The sequence below is a fragment of the Promicromonospora sp. MEB111 genome (assembly GCF_030209445.1).
Lineage (GTDB): Bacteria > Actinomycetota > Actinomycetes > Actinomycetales > Cellulomonadaceae > Promicromonospora.
In genome coordinates this window covers 313346-333029 of the sequence record NZ_JARVSD010000003.1, presented here as the reverse complement: position 1 = coordinate 333029, position 19684 = coordinate 313346, and the positions used below count along the sequence as shown (strand labels likewise).

The 19684-nt window shown below is 73.5% G+C and carries 18 protein-coding genes; 8 read left to right on the top strand and 10 right to left on the bottom strand.

Annotation, left to right across the window (positions count from 1 at the left end; genetic code table 11):
• Positions 1–61: 61 nt before the first annotated feature.
• Both QRN56_RS03375 and QRN56_RS03370 read right to left on the bottom strand, forming a co-directional pair.
• Complete coding sequence (locus QRN56_RS03375; RefSeq protein WP_285101140.1) at positions 62–757, bottom strand: LuxR C-terminal-related transcriptional regulator; 696 nt, start codon at positions 755–757, stop codon at positions 62–64.
• Positions 754–2256: an ATP-binding protein gene (locus QRN56_RS03370; RefSeq protein ID WP_285101138.1), complete on the bottom strand. Its 1503-nt coding sequence runs from the start codon at positions 2254–2256 to the stop codon at positions 754–756. Before QRN56_RS03370 ends, QRN56_RS03375 begins: the two co-directional genes overlap by 4 nt.
• A 136-nt stretch (positions 2257–2392) precedes the next feature.
• On the opposite strand from QRN56_RS03370, the gene QRN56_RS03365 reads away from it, so the two are divergent.
• Together QRN56_RS03365 and QRN56_RS03360 are read left to right on the top strand one after the other, a co-directional pair.
• A complete protein-coding gene (locus tag QRN56_RS03365; RefSeq protein WP_285101136.1) occupies positions 2393–4003 on the top strand; it encodes a PspC domain-containing protein in 1611 nt (536 codons plus the stop codon).
• An 11-nt stretch (positions 4004–4014) separates the two neighbouring features.
• On the top strand, positions 4015–4650 hold the full coding sequence (locus tag QRN56_RS03360; RefSeq protein WP_285101134.1) for a hypothetical protein: 636 nt from the start codon (positions 4015–4017) through the stop codon (positions 4648–4650).
• On the opposite strand, the gene QRN56_RS03355 is transcribed toward QRN56_RS03360, so the two are convergent.
• Entirely contained in the window at positions 4647–5090 is a 444-nt protein-coding gene (locus QRN56_RS03355; RefSeq protein ID WP_285101132.1) for an aromatic ring-opening dioxygenase LigA, read from the bottom strand. The genes QRN56_RS03360 and QRN56_RS03355 overlap by 4 nt on opposite strands.
• A 71-nt stretch (positions 5091–5161) precedes the next feature.
• On the opposite strand from QRN56_RS03355, the gene QRN56_RS03350 reads away from it, so the two are divergent.
• Positions 5162–6325, top strand: coding sequence for a glycosyltransferase family 4 protein (locus tag QRN56_RS03350; RefSeq protein WP_285101130.1), 1164 nt, complete (start codon positions 5162–5164; stop codon positions 6323–6325).
• Positions 6326–6334: 9 nt separating this feature from the next.
• A complete protein-coding gene (locus tag QRN56_RS03345) occupies positions 6335–6961 on the top strand; it encodes a prepilin peptidase (protein WP_285101128.1) in 627 nt (208 codons plus the stop codon).
• Positions 6962–7006: 45 nt separating this feature from the next.
• Here QRN56_RS03345 and guaA read toward each other — a convergent pair whose 3' ends face one another.
• Genes guaA through QRN56_RS03325 form a run of 4 tightly spaced genes read right to left on the bottom strand, consistent with a single transcriptional unit; the run spans position 7007 to position 11520 of the window.
• Entirely contained in the window at positions 7007–8599 is a 1593-nt protein-coding gene (gene guaA, locus QRN56_RS03340; RefSeq protein WP_285101126.1) for a glutamine-hydrolyzing GMP synthase, read from the bottom strand.
• Positions 8600–8652: 53 nt separating this feature from the next.
• The gene (dgoD, locus tag QRN56_RS03335; protein WP_502928739.1) at positions 8653–9786 is read right to left on the bottom strand and encodes a galactonate dehydratase; all 1134 of its coding nucleotides are present in this window, start codon (positions 9784–9786) and stop codon (positions 8653–8655) included.
• Positions 9787–9811: 25 nt separating this feature from the next.
• Positions 9812–10429 carry a 2-dehydro-3-deoxy-6-phosphogalactonate aldolase gene (locus tag QRN56_RS03330; RefSeq protein ID WP_285101122.1) on the bottom strand — a complete coding sequence of 206 codons (618 nt, stop codon included), beginning with the start codon at positions 10427–10429 and terminating at the stop codon, positions 9812–9814.
• The gene (locus tag QRN56_RS03325; RefSeq protein WP_285101120.1) at positions 10426–11520 is read right to left on the bottom strand and encodes a 2-dehydro-3-deoxygalactonokinase; all 1095 of its coding nucleotides are present in this window, start codon (positions 11518–11520) and stop codon (positions 10426–10428) included. The genes QRN56_RS03330 and QRN56_RS03325 overlap by 4 nt, the downstream gene beginning before the upstream one ends.
• Before the next feature lie 86 nt (positions 11521–11606).
• On the opposite strand from QRN56_RS03325, the gene QRN56_RS03320 reads away from it, so the two are divergent.
• On the top strand, positions 11607–12422 hold the full coding sequence (locus QRN56_RS03320) for an IclR family transcriptional regulator (protein ID WP_285101119.1): 816 nt from the start codon (positions 11607–11609) through the stop codon (positions 12420–12422).
• 64 nt (positions 12423–12486) lie between these two features.
• On the opposite strand, the gene QRN56_RS03315 is transcribed toward QRN56_RS03320, so the two are convergent.
• Together QRN56_RS03315 and QRN56_RS03310 are read right to left on the bottom strand one after the other, a co-directional pair.
• The gene (locus tag QRN56_RS03315) at positions 12487–14232 is read right to left on the bottom strand and encodes an ABC transporter ATP-binding protein (RefSeq protein WP_285101117.1); all 1746 of its coding nucleotides are present in this window, start codon (positions 14230–14232) and stop codon (positions 12487–12489) included.
• A complete protein-coding gene (locus QRN56_RS03310) occupies positions 14229–16088 on the bottom strand; it encodes an ABC transporter ATP-binding protein (RefSeq protein WP_285101115.1) in 1860 nt (619 codons plus the stop codon). Before QRN56_RS03310 ends, QRN56_RS03315 begins: the two co-directional genes overlap by 4 nt.
• Before the next feature lie 63 nt (positions 16089–16151).
• On the opposite strand from QRN56_RS03310, the gene QRN56_RS03305 reads away from it, so the two are divergent.
• From QRN56_RS03305 to QRN56_RS03295, 3 genes are all read left to right on the top strand, one after another.
• Positions 16152–16559, top strand: coding sequence for a DUF3817 domain-containing protein (locus QRN56_RS03305; RefSeq protein WP_285101113.1), 408 nt, complete (start codon positions 16152–16154; stop codon positions 16557–16559).
• 20 nt (positions 16560–16579) lie between these two features.
• Positions 16580–17260 carry a YceI family protein gene (locus QRN56_RS03300; protein ID WP_285101111.1) on the top strand — a complete coding sequence of 227 codons (681 nt, stop codon included), beginning with the start codon at positions 16580–16582 and terminating at the stop codon, positions 17258–17260.
• A gap of 106 nt (positions 17261–17366) precedes the next feature.
• Positions 17367–18533 (top strand): MalY/PatB family protein, encoded by a 1167-nt coding sequence (locus QRN56_RS03295; protein ID WP_285101110.1) that lies wholly within the window; start codon positions 17367–17369, stop codon positions 18531–18533.
• A gap of 85 nt (positions 18534–18618) precedes the next feature.
• Here the strand turns inward: QRN56_RS03295 and QRN56_RS03290 are convergent, their stop codons facing one another.
• The gene (locus tag QRN56_RS03290; RefSeq protein ID WP_285101108.1) at positions 18619–19521 is read right to left on the bottom strand and encodes an SURF1 family protein; all 903 of its coding nucleotides are present in this window, start codon (positions 19519–19521) and stop codon (positions 18619–18621) included.
• Between the last annotated feature and the right edge of the window lie 163 nt (positions 19522–19684).

Below are 19684 nucleotides of genomic sequence, written 5' to 3'. Positions count from 1 at the left end.
CTGGACTTTCGCCTGCGCGAAGGCCATCAACCGGACGAACATCCAGCACTCAACGGAACCACTACAGCAGGCGGCGGGCCACCGCCCAGCGGGTCAGCTCGTACCGGGACGAGAGCTGCAGCTTGCGGAGCACCGCGCTCACGTGCGTCTCGACCGTCTTGATCGAGATGAACAGCTCGCTCGCCACCTCGCGGTAGGAGTACCCGCGCGCGATGAGCCGCATGACCTCCTGCTCGCGCTTCGAGAGGCGGTCGAGCTCGTCGTCGGCCACCGCGATGTCGTTCGCGGAGGCGCCGAACGCGTCCAGCACGAACCCGGCCAGCCGCGGCGAGAAGACGGCGTCACCACCGGCCACCTGCACCACCGCGGACGACAGCTCCGACGGCGCGATGTTCTTCGTGACATACCCTCGGGCACCCGCCCGGATGACGGAGACGACGTCCTCCGCGGCGTCGGACACGGACAGCGCGAGGAACCGCACGCCGTCGGTGAGCAGGTCGGCGCAGCGCTGCACCACCTCGGCCCCGCCGCCGCCGTTGCCGCCGGGCAGGTGCACGTCGAGCAGCACCACGGGCGGGCGGTGCTCGTGCACCTGGGCCACGGCGGTGTCCACGTCGGACGCCTCGCCGACCACGGTCACGCGGTCGTCCAGCGAGGCGCGCACGCCCGTGCGGAACAGGTGGTGGTCGTCCACGAGCACCACCGGTACCGGGAGCGGCACCAGCCCGCCGCCCGACGCCGTCGCCTGGGTTGTCATCTCGTCGCACCTTCCGCTGTGGTGGGCACGGCGTCAGGGGCCGTCTCGGCCCGCGCCCTGCCGTTCTTCTCGGTCTTCTTCTCGCCGCCCGCGGGCTTGCGGTCGCCGTTCCCGGGCTTGCGGTCGCCGTTCCCCGGCTTCCGGTCGCCGTTCGCGGGCCGACGTTCGCCGTTCGCGGGCTTCTCCAGCGGCATCCGCAGCCGTACCTCGGTACCCCATCCTTCCCGGCTGACGACCTCGGCGGTGCCGCCACGCCGACGCACCCGCCCGAGGATCGACTCGCGGACGCCGAACCGGTCGACCGCGATCTCGTCGAGGTCGAAGCCGTCGCCGCGGTCGCGGACGAACACCTCGGCCACGGCGTCCGTGACCTCCAGGTACACCGACACGGGCGGCTTGCCGTGCTTGAACGCGTTGAGCAGCGCCTCGCGCGCGGCCTGCAGCAGCGCGGCGGTGCACTCGGTGGGCGGGCAGTCGCCCACGACCACGGTCTCGACGGTGAGCGGCGCCACGGCGTCCTCGATCTCGGCGACCAGGTCCTTCAGCTCGGCGGCCACGGACGTGCCCGGCTCCCGCCGGTCGTCGTAGAGCCAGCCGCGCAGCTCGCGCTCCTGGGCGCGGGCCATGCGGGAGACGGCCTCGGGGTCGTTGGCCTGCGACCGGATCAGGGCCAGGGTCTGCAGCACGGAGTCGTGCAGGTGGGCGGCGATGTCGGCGCGCTCGGACTCGCGGGCGCGGGCGGCGCGCTCGTCGCCGAGCTGCCGCACGAGCCGGATCCACCACGGCACCGACACGAGCACGAGACCCGCCACCATCGCGACCGACGCGACCGTGGCCTGCATCAGCACGCTCACGGGCGTGTCCTGGCCCACGAGCATCAGCACGCCCAGCATGGTCAGCACCACGCCGCCGGCGAGCCGCAGCAACGCCGTCCGCGAGCGCAGGAGCGAGCCGGTGCCCGACCCGCCCACCCAGCGGTCCCGGTCGGTCGCGTCGATCTGGCTCCAGGCCAGGGCCACGCCGCCGAGCCCGATGAGGGCGGGCAGCACCCAGGACGCGACCGGGTCCCAGCCCGCGCGGTACGCGACGAGCAGCGCCGCGCCGGACAGCAGGGCCACGCCGAGCCAGATGTCGCGCGCCGCGAGCCGGGAGACCGGCCCGGACAGCCGCATGCGCTCGGCGAGGGAGGCGGCGTTGCGTTCCTGCGCACCCGCGTCGGCGTCCGCGTCGGTGGTCAGGCGCGGCGCGAGACGGGCGCGGTCGGTGGGCACGGCGGCGACGGGCACGGTCGGGACGCCCGCGGGGATCGTCACCCACCAGAAGACATAGGCGACCACACCGGCCCCGGCGAACCCGCTGAGCACGACGAACGCGACCCGGACCAGCCACACCGGCAGGCCGGTGTGCGCCGCCAGGCCGGCGGCCACGCCGGCCAGCCAGCGGCCGCTGTGTCCCGGCCCGGCCTTGCCGGGTCTGCGGAGGGTGAGTCTTTGGTTCACACCCTGATCGTCACATGTCCGCACTCCCCTGAACATGGCTGAGCCTGGATCTCAGGGTCCCGCGCGGGGGTAACCAGGGTCGGTTCAGGGCAGGTCCCGATGCCGGATCCGCCGCCGGTCGACAAGCATGGATGTCATGAGCACCGACGAGACGCGTCCCGAGGACGCCACGAGAGAGCCGGGTGGCCCGGCCGACGCCAGGTCTGTCGGCCCGGACCCCGCAGACCCGGCGACGAGCCCCGCACCTGACGCAGCCGCCGACCCGAACGTCGGCCCTGCACCGGCCGCCCCCGGCCAGCAGCCCTACCCGGAGACCGGCTTCTTCGCCTCGATCCGCCGCGGCCTGTTCCCCCGCTCCGACCAGCGCTGGGTGGGCGGCGTCGCCGGCGGCGTCGCCGAGCGCATCGGCTGGGACCCGCTGCTGGTGCGCGGCCTGCTGATCATCAGCTTCTTCCTCGGCGGCCTCGGCCTCGTCGCGTACGGCGTCGCCTGGGCGCTGCTCCCCGAGCGCGACGGGCGCATCCACCTGCAAGAGGCGATCCGCGGCAACTTCGACGTCGCGATGCTCGGCGCGGTGGCCGTCTTCCTGGTCGGGTTCGCCTGGGGCGGCCCGCTGGGCTGGTGGGACGACGGTGGCTGGGAGTGGCTCGCCGTCATCTTCTGGCTCGCCGTGGTCGGGGTGGTGCTCTACCTGATCGTCCAGGGCGTGCAGCGCTCGCGGGACAACAACGTGGCCCGGCGCCAGGGCACCGCCCCCGGCGTGCCGGGGGCACCGACCCCGGGTGCGCCCACGGCGGGTACCCCTGTCGGTACCCCGACGCCGGGCGCGCCGTCCGGCACCACCGCCCCGTTCGCACCGGCGCCGCAGGTCGACTACCGCCGCAACGAGGGCCTGGTCTACGCGACCGGCGCCGGTCCCCGGCACCAGGGCCAGTCGCTGCAGTCCCCGTACCGCCCGGCCGCGACGCACCCGCCGCAGCCGGTCTACACCGCACCGCCGGTGCGCACGTCGCGGGGTCCGGGTGGCACCGCCGTCGGCATCACGCTCGGCGTGATCCTGCTGGCCGGCGCGCTGCTGCTGGCGGTCGAGCGCCTGGGCGGCGGCGGCTACCTGATCGACGGCGGCGTGGGGTTCCTGGCCGCCTGGCTGGGCCTCGGCACCGTGGCGCTCGGCGTCGCGATCCTCGTCTCGGGCCTGCGCGGCCGCACCAGCGGTGTGCTCGGCTTCTTCGCGATCGTCGCCCTGCTGTTCGGTGTCACGTACGTGGGCGTCGCCGGCACCCCCACCCGTGACTGGGTGGACGACGCCGTGGTGAACGGGCAGGAGATCGAGGGCATCATCACCGAGAACGACAACCCGGACGCCGCCTCGATCACCGAGGGGACGATCGCCGTCCAGACGGTGCGCGAGGCAGAGAACGGCTTCTTCGTGCAGTGGGGCGACCCGACCATCGACCTGTCGGAGCTCAACCTGTCCCGGGTCGAGCCCGGCGACCCGGTCGTGGTGCCCATCCAGCTCGGCGCGGGCCAGACCTCCGTGATCGTGCCGAAGGACGTGGCGGTCGAGGCGAACGCCTACGTCGCCGCCGGGGTCGTCCAGTGGAACGTCGACGACCAGGACCGCTCCACGAGCGGCGTCGGCTCCGACAACTACTTCGCCAGCGACGAGGTCGGCGACGACGGCGCCGTGCTCAGCCTCGACATCGAGGCCGGCGCGGGCGAGGTCATCGTCTCCGAGAGCAACTGAGGGAGCACGCCATGACCGACCAGACGAACGACCGGAAGAACCCGAGCGAGACCACCGGCGGGCCCGAGGGCCAGGACACGAGCGAGAACATGGACCACACGACCACGAACGACCCGGACACCGAGGTGCTGCCGGCCCAGGCCACCCCGCCGACCCAGAAGATCGCGCTGGACGACACCCAGCACGTGCCCGAGGCCGCCGCACCGGAGGGCGAGGTGCACCCCGCCTACGGCATCGCCGCGGCGCGGGTCGAGGCGGAGGCCGCCGCGGCCGAGGTCCACGACGCCCCCGTGCGGGACGACTCCGACCCCCTCGCGCCCCTGCGCGAGCCGGCGCCCGGGGCGACCTCGGCGCCGAGGGCGACCCCTTCGCCGTCGGGCAGCGGCCCGGCCACGGCACAGCCGGCGCCGGCCCGCCCCACCCCGGCGGTCCAGCCCGGGCAGCCGTCGGCTCCCGCCGCCCCCAGGCGCGGCCCGCGCGTGGGGACGGCGGTGTGGGGCCTGATCGTCATCGCGGTCGGGCTGGGGATCCTCGCGGTCGCGGCCGGCGTGGTGTTCGACCTGGGCGTGGCCCTGATCGTGCTGCTCGGCGCCGCGGGCGTGATCCTCGTCGCCGGTTCCGTGATCTCCAGCGTCCGACGGCGCTAGGGGGTCCGGGCCAGTCTCTGCAGTGCTCCCCCGATCACGCCCAGGACGATCCCGAGCCCGACCACCAGGGCACAGACCCCGAACGCGACCACCGAGGTGAACAGCGACGCACGCAGGAACGACGCGTCCATCACGGTGTCGCGGACGGGGTCGTCCTGCTCCAGCTCGGCGTACGTCGCCCCGCCGGACGCCTCGAGGGCGTGGTGGTTGATGATGTCCGCCTGGGCGTAGGCCGTGAGCGGTCCCTGCACCTGCTGACCTGCGAAGACGCCTCCCATGAACGTGGAGTCGTCGGAGACGGTGATCTTCTCTGCCGAGAGCTGCGTCGCGACGAGAATCCACACGGCGATCCCCGCCACGATCATGATGATCGCGGCGACGATGACGAACACACCAGCACCCTTGACCCCTCTGACGGGGACTTTCGTGTAGTCGCTCATCCTGCAACGCTAAGTACGGACCACGCGCCGCGCGCGGCGTGGCACCAGGTAGGAGGCCCGCCGGTGCGAGGATGGCGGGCGTGCGCATCACCCACGTGTCCGACACGTACCTTCCGCTGCTGGGCGGGATCGAGTCCCAGGTGAGCCGCCTGGCCGCGCAGCAGGTCGCGGCGGGGCACGACGTCGAGGTCATCACGACCACCCCCGCGGTGCCCGGCGCGCACGGCGTGAGCACCGCCGTCGAGGACGGCGTCGTCGTGCACCGGATCGCGGCGCGCATCCCGGGCGGGTGGCCGATCCACCCGCGCTCCACCGCGCACGTGACCACCCGCCTGCGGGCGGCGGTCGCCCGGGGCGAGCGACCCGACGTCGTGCACCTGCACATGGGGGTGCTCGCCCCCACCGCGCAGGCAGCGCTGCGGCCCGTGACCCGGCTGGGGCTGCCCGCGGTGCTGACCGTGCACAGCGTGTGGGGCAACGCGTCGCGTCTCTTCGCCGCCGCCGACGCCGCGGCGGGCTGGTCCCGCTGGCCCGTGCGCTGGTCGGCGGTCAGCGGGATGACGGCGGAACCCCTGCGCCGGCTGCTGCGCACCGGGGCCGACGTCGTGATCCTGCCCAACGGCCTCGACCTGGACGCCTGGCGGGTGCCGCGCACCGAACGCGCGAACCGGCCCGAGGGCGCGGCCGTGCACGTGGTGTCGGCCGCGCGGTTCGCGCCCCGCAAGCGCATGCTGCCGCTGCTCGCCGCGATCGCCGACGCCGTGGGCCGGCTCCCGGAGGGCGCGCTGTTCGTGACGCTCGCCGGCGACGGCCCGGAACGCGGCGCCGCCCGGAAGTTCGTCGCGGAGCACGGCCTGCGCGACGTCGTCTCCCTGCCCGGACGCCTCACCGCCACCGAGCTGAAGCGCCTGTACGCGCGCGCCGACGTGTACGCCGCGCCCTCCTCCGACGAGGCCTTCGGGATCGCCGCGCTGGAGGGACAGGCCGCGGGGCTGACCGTGATCGCCCACTCCCGGTCGGGCCTGGCCGAGCGCGTGGTCGACGGCGTCACCGGCCTCCTGGTGCCCGACGACGTGGCGCTGACCGCCGCGCTCGTGCGGCTCGCGGCAGAGCCCGGCCTGCTCGACGGGCTGCTCGCCGCCGCCGCGACCCCGCCGGCGGGCGTGGGCTGGCCTGACGTCCTGGCCACGACGGACCGGGTCTACGCGGAGGCGGCGACGCTGGCGCGCCGATAGCCTCCCGGGGTGAGCCCCTCCGAACCGGCCCCGACGAGCCCGGTGGAACACTTCGCCGTCCGGCACTACCGGCGCGCGCGGACCGAGGTGGCGCCCTGGGCGCGGAGCAGCGGCGTCGTCGCCCTGATCGCCGCGGTGTGGGCCGTCTGGGCGAGCGGGCCGGGCTGGCTCACGCCCGCCTACCTGGTGCTCGCGGTCGTCGGCGCGGCGCTCGGCGTGATCGACGCGCACACCCACCGGCTGCCCGACGCGCTGGTGTTTCCGCTGACCTGGGCGACGGCGGTACTGCTCGCGGTGGCCGCCCTCGGCACCGGGTCGTGGGGCGACCTCGGCCGCGCGGCGCTGGGCGGGATCGCGTTCTTCGCGCTCTACCAGGTGCTGTACCTGGTGTCCCCGCGCGGCGGGATCGGGTACGGCGACGTCAAGCTCTCGCTGAGCCTGGGCGCGTTCCTGACGTGGCACTCGTGGGGCACGCTCCTGGTCGGCGTCTTCGCCGCGCACCTGGTGGCCGGCGTGGTCGCGATCGTGCTGCTGCTGGGCCGGCGCGCGGGCTGGAAGTCGGGCATCGCGTTCGGCCCCTACCTGCTGCTCGGCACGGCGATCGGCCTGACCTGGGCCCGCCTCACCGCCTGGTGACAGACCACGGCCCCGCCCCGGTGACCGGGGCGGGGCCGCAGGACGTCACTCCCACTCGATGGTGCCCGGCGGCTTGCTCGTCACGTCGAGCACCACGCGGTTGACCTCACGCACCTCGTTGGTGATGCGCGTCGAGATGGTCGACAGCACGTCGTAGGGCAGCCGGGTCCAGTCCGCCGTCATCGCGTCCTCGGACGAGACCGGGCGCAGCACGATCGGGTGGCCGTAGGTGCGGCCGTCGCCCTGGACGCCCACCGAGCGGACGTCGGCGAGCAGCACCACGGGGCACTGCCAGATCTCGTTGTCGAGGCCGGCCCTGGTCAGCTCCTCGCGGGCGATCGCGTCGGCGCGGCGCAGGATCTCCAGGCGCTCCGCCGTGATCTCGCCGACGATCCGGATGCCCAGGCCCGGGCCGGGGAACGGCTGACGCGAGACGATCTCCTCGGGCACGCCGAGCTCGCGACCCACCGCGCGGACCTCGTCCTTGAACAGGGTGCGCAGGGGCTCGACCAGCTCGAAGTCCAGGTCGTCGGGCAGGCCGCCCACGTTGTGGTGGCTCTTGATGTTGGCCGCGCCCTCGCCGCCGCCGGACTCCACGACGTCCGGGTACAGGGTGCCCTGCACCAGGAACTTGACCTCCTCGCCGTGCGCGCCGGCCTCGGCGACGATGTCCCGCTGCGCGTCCTCGAACACGCGGATGAACTCGCGGCCGATGATCTTGCGCTTGGTCTCCGGGTCGCTGACGCCGGCGAGCGCCGTCAGGAAGCGCTCCTTCTCGTCGCGGACGATCAGGCGGACACCGGTCGAGGCGACGAAGTCGGTCTCGATCTGCTCGACCTCGCCGGCCCGCATGAGGCCGTGGTCGACGTGCACGCAGGTGAGCTGGTCGCCCACGGCCTGCTGCACGAGTGCGGCGGCTACGGCGGAGTCGACCCCGCCGGACAGCGCGCAGATGACGCGGGCGTCGCCGATCTGGGCCTTGATGGCCGCGACCTGGTCGGCGATGACGTTGCCGGGGGTCCAGTCGGGCTTGAGCCCGGCGCCCTCGTACAGGAAGTGCTCCAGCACCGTCTGGCCGTGCGCCGAGTGCCGCACCTCGGGGTGCCACTGCACGCCGAACAGGCGGCGGCGGGTGTCCTCGAAGGCGGCGACGGGCGAGCCGTCCGACGTCGCGAGCACCTCGAAGCCGACCGGCGCGCGGTGCACGGCGTCGCCGTGGCTCATCCAGGCGGTCTGGTGCTCGGGGGTGTCGGCGAGCAGCACGCCCGAGGCGCACACCTCGACCTCCGTGCCGCCGAACTCGCTCAGCCCGGTCTGCGCGACCTCGCCGCCAAGCGCCTGCGCCATGGCCTGGAAGCCGTAGCAGATGCCCATGACGGGCACGCCGGCCTCGAAGAGCTTGGGGTCCACGAACGGGGCGCCGGCCGCGTACACGGACGAGGGGCCGCCGGACAGGATGATGGCCGCGGGGTCCTTGGCGAGCATCTGCTCGACCGTGAACGTGTGCGGCACGATCTCCGAGTACACCTTGGCCTCGCGCACGCGGCGCGCGATCAGCTGGGCGTACTGCGCGCCGAAGTCGACGACGATGACCGGGCGGGGGGTCTGCGGCTGGTTCTCAGGGGCAGTGGACGACACCCGGCAAGTCTATGTGCCCGACGGCGGCCCGGCGCCCCACGGCGGAGTTGGGCTCACCACTCCGCGAACGAGCCGTCCTCGTGCCGCCAGACCGGGTTGCGCCACCGGTGCCCCTCCGCGGCGCGCTCCCGGACGTAGTCCTCGTTCACCTCGATGCCCAGGCCCGGCCCCTGCGGGATGGCGACGGAGCCGTCCTCGTAGGCGAAGACGCCGGGGTCGACGATGTAGTCCAGCAGGTCGTTCGCCTTGTTGTAGTGGATGCCCAGGCTCTGCTCCTGGATCACCGCGTTGTACGCGACGGCGTCGAGCTGCAGGCAGGCGGCCAGCGCGATCGGGCCGAGCGGGCAGTGCGGCGCCACGGCGATGTCGTAGGCCTCGGCCATCGCCGCGATCTTGCGCACCTCGGTGATGCCGCCGGCGTGGGACAGGTCGGGCTGGATGATGTCGACGACGCCCGTGGTGATGACGTTCTTGAAGTCCCACCGGGAGTACAGCCGCTCCCCGAGCGCGATGGGCGTGGTCGAGTTCCGCAGCACGTCGGCGATGCCGTCGACGTGCTCGGAGAGCACCGGCTCCTCGACGAACATCAGGTGGTAGGGCGCCAGGGCGTCGAGCAGCACGCGCGCCATCGGGCGGTGCACGCGCCCGTGGAAGTCGACGCCGATCCCGATGTTCGGCCCGACGGCGTCGCGCACCGCCGCCACGTTGGCGACCACCCGCTCGACCTTGTCGCGGGAGTCGACGTATTGCAGCTCCTCGGGACCGTTCATCTTGACCGCCGAGAAGCCGCGTTCGACGGCCTCCCTGGCCTGGGCCGCGGTCTCGGCGGGCCGGTCGCCGCCGATCCACGAGTAGACCTTGATCCGGTCGCGCAGCCGGCCGCCGAGCAGGTCGTGCACGGGCACGCCGAGCGCCTTGCCCTTGATGTCCCACAGCGCCTGGTCGATGCCGGCCAGGGCGCTCATGTGGATGCCCCCGCCGCGGTAGAAGCCGGAGCGGTAGAGCACTGTCCAGTGCTCCTCGATCCGGCGGGGGTCCTTGCCGATCAGGTAGTCGGACAGCTCCTCGACGGCGGCTGCGACGCTGGCCGCGCGGCCCTCCAGGACCGGCTCGCCCCAGCCGACGACGCCCTCGTCGGTCTCGATCTTGAGGAAGAGCCACCGCGGCGGCAGGACGAATGTCGTCATCGACGTGATCTTCACGGCATGCCTCTCAGTCGTTGCAGTTCTGGTGCCAGATCCGGACGAGCTCGGCGGCCCGCGCCGCGACCGTCTCCGGGGTGTCGCCCGGGCGGTACAGCGAGGTACCGACGCCGGCGCCGGACGCCCCGGCCCGCGCCCAGTCGGCAAGGTTGCCGGCGTCGACGCCGCCGACCGGGACCAGCGCCGTGCCGCTCGGCAGCACGCTGGCCCAGGCCCGCATGCCGTCCGTGCCGACCGCCGAGCCGGGGAAGAGCTTGATCGCCCGGGCGCCCGCGTCGAGCGCGGCGAAGGCCTCCGTCGGCGTCGCCGCCCCGGGGTAGCTCTCCAGCCCGAGCCGCACGGTCTCGGCGATCACGTCGGGCCGGGTGTTCGGCGAGACGATGAGCGAGGCCCCGGCGTCGGCCGCCCGGCGCACGTCGTCCGGGCTGAGCACGGTGCCCGCCCCGACGCGCCGGTCGGCAGGGCCCGCCGCGCGGATCCGGCGGACGGACTCCAGCGGGTCCGGGGAGTTCAGCGGTACCTCGACGGCGTCGAAGCCCGCCGCGAGGACCGCCTCCGCGACGGCGACGGCGTCGTCGGGCGTCACGCCGCGCAGGATGGCGATCAGGCCGGTGGACCGGGCGTTCATGCGTGCTGCTCCTCGGCGGGGTCGAGCGAGGTGGGGTCGAGCGAGGCGGGGTCGAGCGAGGCCAGGCCCGCGTCGAGGGCGACGCGCCACAGGCCGCGGGCGGTGACGTCCTCGCCGACGGAGCGCACAGTGACGCCGGACCGCTCCAGGGCGAGGCGGTAGCGGTGCGTGGTGGACGGCGACCCGCACAGGACGACGGCGTCGGCCGGCTCGGCGCGCAGCGCGTGCCGCACCTCGGCGCCGATCAGCAGCCCGGACAGGTAGTCGGCCACCTCCGGGCCGGCGAGGCGACCCGCCAGCACGAGAGTGCGCGCCGTGAACAGCAGCGCCGGAAGGCCGCGCTCGTCGCCGTGCTCGGCCTCCGCCTCGAGACCCCAGGTGAAGGCGTCCGAGGCCTCCGTGCCGGGCTCCCCCTCCGCGAGCCGACCGAGGATGCTGTCCCGCAGCAGGAGGCCGTAGAGCTCTCCGGTCATGGCGGTGGTGAAGCCCGCGACGCAGCCGCCGTCGAGGCGCACCCACTTGGAGTGCGTGCCGGGCAGCACGACGGTCTGCCGGCGGTCGGGGGCGGCCGGGTGCTCGGGAGCGGCCGGGTGCTCGGGAGCGGGCGCGCGCTCCGGGGCGGGCGCGCGCTCGGGAATGGTCGTGGCCAGCGCGCCGACAAGCTGCACCTCCTCGCCCCGCATGACGTCCGGGAGGGGCCCCGCGGCCCGCAGCCCCGGGACGAGGTGGACCACGGAGTCGCCCGCCGGCACCACCGTCAGCCGGTAGGCGAGGCCGCCGAGCTCCGCCGGCACGTCCAGGTACCCGGCGTCGGCCCAGCCGAGGTTCGACCCCGCCATCCCGGAGCACAGCACGGGGATGCCGGGGTGCTCGTCGAGCCAGGGCCGGCACAGCCGGGAGAACGTCGCCTCGAAGGCGGCGGCCCGCGCCCGGGCCGAGTCGGTCCGCTCCGACAGCGAGAGCGCGCCGTCCGCCGTCCGGACGCCGTCCACGACCGCACCCGTGGCGTCCAGGAGCCAGGCCCGGAACGTCGTCGTGCCCCAGTCGAGGGCCACCAGCGCGGCGTCGCGCCTCGGTGCGTCGTCAGCCATGTCCTGGACGGTAGACCCGGGTCCCGATAATCCGAACCTCATCCCTATTATCGGGATTCCCTGGCTGCTCGGGATAGCGTGGCGCGATGACCGCTCCGTCCGACTCCCCCGTGCCGCGCGTCCGGGACGAGTCCGCCGACGCCCCGCCGGGAACGCAGACCCTCGCGCGGGGCATCGCCGTCGTGAACGCCGTCGCCCGCGGCCGCACGCGCCTGCGGGACATCTCGGCGGAGACCGGGGTGGGGCGCAGCACCACCCACCGCCTGCTCCAGCTCCTCCTCGCCACCGGCTACCTGCGCCAGCACGACGACGGCGCCTACGCGCTCGGCCCCGCCCTCATCGAGCTCGGCTACCAGGCCCTCCAGGAGAACCCGGTGACCGGGGTAGGCGCGCCGGTGCTGCGCGCGCTCGCCGAGCGCGTCCACGACACCGTCCACCTCGCCATCGAGGACCGCGGGCAGGTGCTCTACCTCGACAAGATCCCCGGCACGCGCGGGGCGGTGATGCGCTCGCAGATCGGGCACCGCATGCCGCTGACCCGGACCGGGATCGGCAAGGCGCTGCTCCTGGACGAGCCGGGACGCTGGAGCGAGCAGTTCCTTGCCGAGCGGCCCGTCGGCGCAGCAGGCGGACTGACGCGGGACGTGCTCACCGTCGAGGCGTTCGTGCAGGTCATGGAGGCTTCGGCGGGCCGGGGCGTCACCTTCGACCTGGAGGAGAACGAGCCGGGCATCCTCTGCGTCGCGGCCCCGGTGCGTGACACGTCGGGCGCGATCGTCGCCGCGATCAGCGTCACGGCGACCCGCCCCTACATGCCCCCGGAACGCCTGGAGACGCTGACCCCGATCGTCCGCGACGCGGCGGGCCGCATCTCGGCCGCCCTCGGCTGGCGCCCTCGTTGAGTGCTGGATATTCGCCCTTTTCTCGGCCAGGAAAGGGCGAATATCCAGCACTCAACGGAACGGGTTATTCGTGCTGCCAGCTGTGCCAGAGCTTGGCGTAGTCGCCGCCCGCGGCGACCAGCTCGTCGTGCGGGCCGATCTCCGTGATGCGGCCGCCGTCGAGCACCGCCACGCGGTCGGCGTCGTGCGCCGTGTGCAGGCGGTGGGCGATCGCCACGACCGTGCGCCCGTCGAGCACCGCGTTGAGCGAGCGCTCCAGGTGCCGGGCGGCACGCGGGTCCAGCAGGGAGGTCGCCTCGTCGAGCACCAGCGTGTGCGGGTCGAGCAGCACGAGCCGCGCGAGCGCGATCTGCTGCGCCTGCGCCGGGGTGAGCTTGTACCCGCCGGAGCCGACCTCCGTAGCGAGGCCGTCCTCCAGCGCCTCCACCCAGCCGTGCGCGTCGACGGCGCGCAGCGCGTCCATCAGCTCGGCGTCGTCGGCCTCGATCTTGGCCAGCCGCAGGTTGTCCGCGAGCGATCCCACGAACACGTGGTGCTCCTGGGTCACGAGCGCGACGTGCTTGCGCAGGTCCTCCAGCGGCAGGTCGACCAGCGGCACGCCGCCGACCTCGACCCTGCCGCCCGTGGGCGGGTGGATGCCGGCGAGCATGCGGCCGAGCGTCGACTTGCCCGAGCCGGACGGACCCACGATCGCCAACCGCTCCCCCACCTTCAGGTCGAGGTCGATGCCGTGCAGCACGTCCGTACCCGCGCGGTAGGCGTAGCGCACGTCGGTGCCGCGCACCTCCTCGTCGTCGGGCTCGGCGTCGCCCGCCGTGCGGTCCGCCGGCACGAGCCGGACACCGATGATGCGGGACAGGGACGTCGCGGCCACCTGGATCTCGTCCAGCCAGAAGATGAGCTCCCAGACCGGCCCCTGGAGCTGGTAGGTGTACATGACGATCGTGGCCACCACGCCGATGGTCACCACGTTCTCGGAGGCCAGGAAGACGCCCCACACGAGCACCGCGAGCGGCGCGACCATGAACGCGAAGTCCACGCCCGGGAACAGCACGGTCCGCAGGTTGAGCGTGCCGCGCTCGGCCTGGAAGGCCTCGCGCAGGTCGTCGTCGCCGTGCGCGGTGCGCCGGCGCCCGATCTTGAGCGCGTCGATGGTGCGCGCGCCCTCGACGGACTCGGTGACGGTGCCGTCGAGCAGCGCGTACGCCGCGGACTCGCGCTGGTAGGCCGGTGCGGCCCGCTTGAGGTACCAGCGGGCGACCGCGACGAGCACCGGCACGCCGACGAACATCGCGATCGCGACCAGGGGCGAGACCACGAGGCTGACCGCCGACGTCAGTACGAGCGTCACCACGGCGATGACCAGCCGCGGCACGCCGAAGCGCACGGCGTTCTGGATGCGGCTGACGTCGCGGGTGGTGCGCGCGATGAGGTCGCCGGTCCCCGCGGTCTCGACCGTGGACAGCGGCAGGGCCGTGACGGTCTCGACGAACTCCTCGCGCATGTCGGCGAACACCGTCTCGCCGAAGACCATGGCGCGACGCTGCGCGAACCGGGTGATCAGCGACTGCAGCACCACGGCCGCGACGGCGGCGAGCACCAGGTTGCGTGCCACCTCGAGGGTGGTGCCGTCGGTGACGGCGTCGACCAGCCTGCCCAGCACGAACGGCCCGGCCAGGCCCGCGATCGCGGCGACGGTGTTGGCCACGGTGATGATGATCAGCGGCCTGCGGTGCCGGCCGAGCAGCGTGCGCGTGTACCGCCAGGTCTCGGCGGCGTCGGCGATCGGCAGGATCTTTCCCGTGCTCATGCCTTGCCTCCTTCCCCTGCGTTGGTGGTGCCTGCGTTCGTACCGCCCAGCAGCTCGTCGAGCTCGGCATCCAGGTCGTCGTCGTCCATCGAGCGGCCCACCACCTTCCGGTAGCGGGCCGCCTCGCGCCCGCCCTTGACATGGGTGGGCAGGTCGAGCAGCTCGCGGTGGGAGCCGTGGGTGACCACGCTCCCGCCGTCCAGGAAGATCACGTCGTCCACGTGGTCGAGCACCAGCGGGCTCGCGGTGACGATCAGCGTGGTCCGGCCCCGCCGCGACTGGGTGAGCCGCTGCGCGATGCGCGCCTCGGTGTGGGCGTCGACCGCGGAGGTGGGTTCGATCAGCACCAGGATCTCCGGGTCGGTGAGCAGCGCCCGCGCGAGCGCCACCCGCTGCCGCTGACCGCCGGACAGCGAGCGCCCCTTCTCGGGGATCTCGCCCTCGATGCCGTCGGGCAGCGACTCCAGCACGTCGTGCGCGTCCGCGATGTGCATGGCCCGCAGCAGTGCCTCGGCGTTCGCGGAGTCCCGCACGTCGAGCTCGCCGGCCAGCCGGCCGGAGAACAGCGCCGGCGTCGCGTCCGCGACGACGATCCGTTCGCGCAGCTCCTGCTTGTCGAGGTCGGCCAGTCGGACGCCGCCGAGCGTGACCGGGGTGGCGGTCTCCGCGTCGTCGTCGAACCGGCCCATCCGGACCGCGACCTGCGCCGACTCGTCCGGGTCCGCGCTGACCAGCGCGACGACCCGGCCGGGCCGGAGCGTGACGCCCGTGGTCTCGTCGACCAGCGGCACGCCGGCCGGCGGCATCTCCGCGGTGGACCCCGCAGCGCCGGTGGCGGGCACGACCTGCAGCACCTTGACCACCTTGCCCGCCGCGACTTGGGCCTTGGTGACCACGTTGACCGACTGCACCAGCAGGTGCACCGGCCAGGACAGGAACGACGCGTACCCGTAGAACGCGACGAGCTGGCCCGTGGAGATGCGACCCGCGATGGCCTCCGCCGCACCGAGGTAGACCACCAGCGCGATGAACAGCCCGGGCAGGAGGACCTGCAGGGCGTCGAGGATCGACTGCGTGCCGGCCACCGCGACGCCCGCCTGCCTGACCTTCTGCGACTGGTCCTGGTAGCGGCCGGTGAAGACCTTCTCGCCGCCGATGCCGCGCAGGATGCGCAGGCCGGAGACGGTGTCCGCGCCGAGCGTGGTGAGCCGGCCCTGCGCGTCGCGCTGGTTCTTCTGGTGCCTCTGGAGCGGCTTGACCAGCAGGGCGAGGATCGCCGCCACGACCGGCAGGCCGAGCGCGATGACGAGCCCCAGCGTGACCGACTGGTTCAGCATCAGCACCACCACGATGCCGTAGGTGGCGACGCTGCCGATGGTCTGCGCCGCGATGCCGAAGACCTCGCCGATGCGCATGGTGTCGTTCGCGACCGAGGACACCACCTCGCCGGTGGGCAGCTCCTTGGTGATGTTGTGCCCCGACCGGGCCACGGTGCGCGTCACGAGCTGTGACGTACGGAACGCGGCGTGCATCCACGCGGTGATGTCCCACCGGTGGCCGATCGCGTTCGAGGCGATCCAGACGATGCCGACGCCCATCATGACGGCCGCCCACGTCCACGTGGTGCGGTCGAGCCCGGACGCGGAGGCACTGTCGATGATGCGGCCCAGCAGGAACGGCTGGAAGGCGCTGCAGGTGAACGAGAGCACGCCGAAGAAGATCGCCACGAGCAGCACACGGAGCTGCTTCCTGGCGAGCCACAGGAGCAGGGTGAGCGGACCGCGCAGCGGCGGGGTGCCGGGATCGGCAAAGGGGAGGGGGCGCACGACAACCACCGTACGGAGCACCACTGACATTGATCCACGCTTTATCCACAGGGTGCGGATGGCACCCCCGCGGACGGCATATCCTCGTTGGTTGTGAGCACCCCTCAGACCACTCCCGAGATCTCCGCCGAGGCGGCGGCCACCGCGATCCGCAAGGCCCGCGGCGCGATGTCCCGCTACCGCTTCATGGCTCTGGTCACCGGTGTCATGCTGCTGATCCTCTGCGTCGAGCTGGGCATCAAGTACGGCCTCGGCGCGCTGACCGACGTGGACGGCGTCATGCCGTTCATCGCGTGGGTGCCGTTCGCGCACGGCTGGATCTACGTGGTGTACCTGGTCACGGTCGCCGACCTGTGGTCCAAGATGCGCTGGGGCTTCGGCCGCCTGGTCACCATGGTGATCGCGGGCGTGGTCCCGGTGATGTCGTTCGTGCTGGAGAAGAAGGTCCACGCCGAGGCCGAGGCGAAGCTCGCCACGCTCGAGGCGCGCTACCTCTCCTGACCGCGTGGGAGCGTAGAGCCATGGGCCGGAAGATCGTCATCGTGCTCGGAGTGCTCGTCGTCGTGCTGGGCCTCGGGTTCCTCGCCACGCGCATCTACGCGGCGATGCAGACGGGCGACGACGTGCCCGCGCCCGCCGTCGGCTCGTCCGCGCCCGCTGCGACGGCGGACCCCGCCGACCTCGACGGCGACTGGACCGTGGCCGACGGCTCCGAGGCCGGCTACCGCGTGGACGAGGTGCTGTCCGGCCAGGACGTCACCGTCGTCGGCCGCACCGAGCGGGTGACGGGCTCCGGCACCGTGACCGACGGCGAGCTCACCGCCGCGGCCGTCGAGGTCGACCTCGCGAGCATCACCACCGACGAGTCCGCCCGGGACAGCCAGTTCCAGGGCATCCTCGACACCCGCACCTACCCCACGGCGACCTTCGAGCTCACGGACCCCGTGGACATCACGGCGGTGGCCGACGGCGAGACCGTCTCCGTGGACGCGCCCGGCACGATGACCATCAAGGGCGTCGCCCAGGAGGTCACCGCGGACCTGGAGATCCGGCTGGCGGACGACGGCGGCGACGTCGTCGCCGAGCTCGCCGCGACCGTGCCCGTCACGTTCGCGGACTACGGCGTCGAGGCCCCCGACCTGGGCTTCGTCACGGTGGAGGACGACGGGTTCGTCGAGGCCGAGCTGACGCTCACGCACTGACCGCAGGGCCCCGAGCACTGGTCGCTAAGCACTGGTCGCTGCGCCGCCCCCGTTCGGCCTCCGGGCACCCGGACGGCGCCCGCGCCGCACCTGGTTCAATGCGAACGTGAACGCCCACCCCTTCGACGCCCTCACCGCCGACCGCCTCCGCGCGAACGGCAGCCTCAAGTGGACGGCCTTTCCCGGCACGATCGGGGCCTGGGTCGCGGAGATGGACTTCCCGACCGCCCCGCCGATCGCCGCCGCGCTGCACGACGCCGTGGACCGCAGCCTGCTCGGCTACCTCCCGCCGGCTCTCGTGACGGGCATGTCCGAGGCGTACGCGGGCTTCGCCGCCGACCGCTACTCCTGGACCGTGGACCCGGCGCGGGTGCGGCCGGTCTCCGACGTGCTCACCGCGCTGGAGCAGACCGTGACGCACTTCAGCCGGCCCGGGTCGCCGGTGATCGTGCCCACGCCGTCGTACATGCCGTTCCACACCCTGCCCGGCGAGCTGGGCCGCAAGGTGATCCAGGTGCCGATGGCGCGGGACGCCGACGGCCGGTACTCCTACGACCTCGACGCGCTGGACGCCGCGTTCGCCGCGGGCGGGCACCTCATGATCCTGTGCAACCCGCACAACCCGATCGGCCGGGTGCTCGAACCCGCCGAGATGCTGGCCGTGGCCGAGGTCGTCGACCGGCACGGCGGCCGCGTCTTCGCCGACGAGATCCACGCCCCGCTGGTCCACCCCGGCCGCCGGCACGTCCCGTACGCGTCGCTGAACGAGACGACGGCGGGCCACACCGTGACCGCCACGTCCGCGTCGAAGGCGTGGAACCTGCCGGGCCTCAAGTGCGCGCAGCTCGTCCTGTCCAACGACGCCGACGTGCGGCTCTGGGACCAGGTCGGCGAGCGCGTCGAGGAGGGCGCGTCCACCCTCGGCATCCTGGCCAACCAGGTCGCCTACACCGAGGGCCGCGACTGGCTGGACGACGTGCTCGGCTACCTGCGCGGCAACGTCACGCGGCTGGGCGAGCTGCTCGACGGGAGCGGCATCGGCTACCGCGCGCCCGAGGGCACGTACCTGGCCTGGCTGGACTGCCGGGGCCTCGACCTGCCCGGCGCGCCCGCGAGCGCCGCCGCCTGGTTCCAGGAGCACGCGGGCGTCGTGCTGGTCGACGGCGCCGAGTGCGGCGACGCCGGCCGCGGCTTCGTGCGGTTCAACGCGGGCATGCCGCGCCCGCTCGTCGAGAAGGCGGCGCAGCGGATGCTGGCGGCCCTGAACGGCTGACGCTCCTCACCTTTGAGGCCCGGGTTTCTTCGCTTTCAGGGGTCTGAAAGCGAAGAAACCCGGGCCTCGAAGGTGAGGGTGCGGCTCACGCCGCCGGCAGCCCCGCGATGCCCGTGTCGGCGTCGGTCGGCGCGCCGCCGCGGCGTCCGCCGGCCATCTCGTCGCGCACGAGGCGCACCCACAGCAGCACGGCGAACCCGCCGAACAGCCACCACTGCAGCGCGTAGAAGATGTTCTGCAGGTTGGCGCCCGAGCCGCCGTCGATCGTGGGGCGCGGCAGGGCGGCGACCCCGCCCTCCTCGGGCGACCCCGGACCCGACGTCAGGACGGCGTACCCGGTGTAGATGGGCCCGCCCCACTCGTTGACCAGGGCGCTCAGGGCTATCTGCTCGGTCTGCCCGTCCTGGACGGCGGCGCTGCCCGACGTCGACTCGCCCGCCTGCAGCCAGCCCGTCACCGTGACCTCCCCCTCCGGCAGCGCCAGCGCCGCGGCGTCGGCGGGCGCGGCCACCCAGCCCTGGACGAGCGCGAGCACCGGCGCGCCGGACAGGTCGGCCCAGGACGCGCCGTCGGTGCCGTCGTCGGACACGCGGAAGGGGGTCAGGACGAGGTAGCCGACCCGGCCCTCCAGCACCCGGCCCGGGACGAGCAGCGTGCCGGACGGCTCGTACTCGCCGGCCACCCGGACCTCGCGCCCGACGAGCTCGCCGGGAAAGGTCTCCTGCGGCGTGAGCAGGTCGCCCAGCCAGGCCGGGCCCGCGGCGGCGGCCTCGGCCGCCTCCTGCTGCGCGGCCAGCTCCGCCCGCTCGTAGGCGCGGTCGAGCTGCCAGGCGCCCAGCCGGCCGCACACGAACGCCGCCAGCACGAACACGAGCAGCAGCCCGATCATCCGGGGCTGCCGGGCCACCTGGAGAAAGGTACGGCGCTCGGTGACGGGTTCGACGTCGATCACCTTCGAGGGGGATGTGCTGGGGGCACTGACGGGCATAGCCTCAACGGTAGCCGCCGTCGGCGGGTCAGCGGCACAGGTCACCGGGACGTTCTGTCGGACGCGTCACAGATCACCGGGCCGGGCGGTCGTCTCGCGTGTATGGCGGTTGTGCGTTCGAATGAACGAGCAGCAGACCGGCACGGATCCACACGTAACCCCA

Bases quoted from the DNA above. Each gene is read 5' to 3' on its own strand.
- QRN56_RS03355 (WP_285101132.1), bottom strand. From the start codon at position 5,090: ATGAGCGACTACACGAAAGTCCCCGTCAGAGGGGTCAAGGGTGCTGGT.
- dgoD (WP_502928739.1), bottom strand. From the start codon at position 9,786: ATGACGACATTCGTCCTGCCGCCGCGGTGGCTCTTCCTCAAGATCGAG.
- QRN56_RS03330 (WP_285101122.1), bottom strand. From the start codon at position 10,429: ATGAACGCCCGGTCCACCGGCCTGATCGCCATCCTGCGCGGCGTGACG.
- QRN56_RS03310 (WP_285101115.1), bottom strand. From the start codon at position 16,088: ATGTCAGTGGTGCTCCGTACGGTGGTTGTCGTGCGCCCCCTCCCCTTT.
- QRN56_RS03375 (WP_285101140.1), bottom strand. From the start codon at position 757: ATGACAACCCAGGCGACGGCGTCGGGCGGCGGGCTGGTGCCGCTCCCG.
- QRN56_RS03350 (WP_285101130.1), top strand. From the start codon at position 5,162: ATGGCGGGCGTGCGCATCACCCACGTGTCCGACACGTACCTTCCGCTG.
- QRN56_RS03365 (WP_285101136.1), top strand. From the start codon at position 2,393: ATGAGCACCGACGAGACGCGTCCCGAGGACGCCACGAGAGAGCCGGGT.
- QRN56_RS03320 (WP_285101119.1), top strand. From the start codon at position 11,607: ATGACCGCTCCGTCCGACTCCCCCGTGCCGCGCGTCCGGGACGAGTCC.
- QRN56_RS03300 (WP_285101111.1), top strand. From the start codon at position 16,580: ATGGGCCGGAAGATCGTCATCGTGCTCGGAGTGCTCGTCGTCGTGCTG.
- QRN56_RS03325 (WP_285101120.1), bottom strand. From the start codon at position 11,520: ATGGCTGACGACGCACCGAGGCGCGACGCCGCGCTGGTGGCCCTCGAC.
- QRN56_RS03290 (WP_285101108.1), bottom strand. From the start codon at position 19,521: ATGCCCGTCAGTGCCCCCAGCACATCCCCCTCGAAGGTGATCGACGTC.
- QRN56_RS03315 (WP_285101117.1), bottom strand. From the start codon at position 14,232: ATGAGCACGGGAAAGATCCTGCCGATCGCCGACGCCGCCGAGACCTGG.
- QRN56_RS03360 (WP_285101134.1), top strand. From the start codon at position 4,015: ATGACCGACCAGACGAACGACCGGAAGAACCCGAGCGAGACCACCGGC.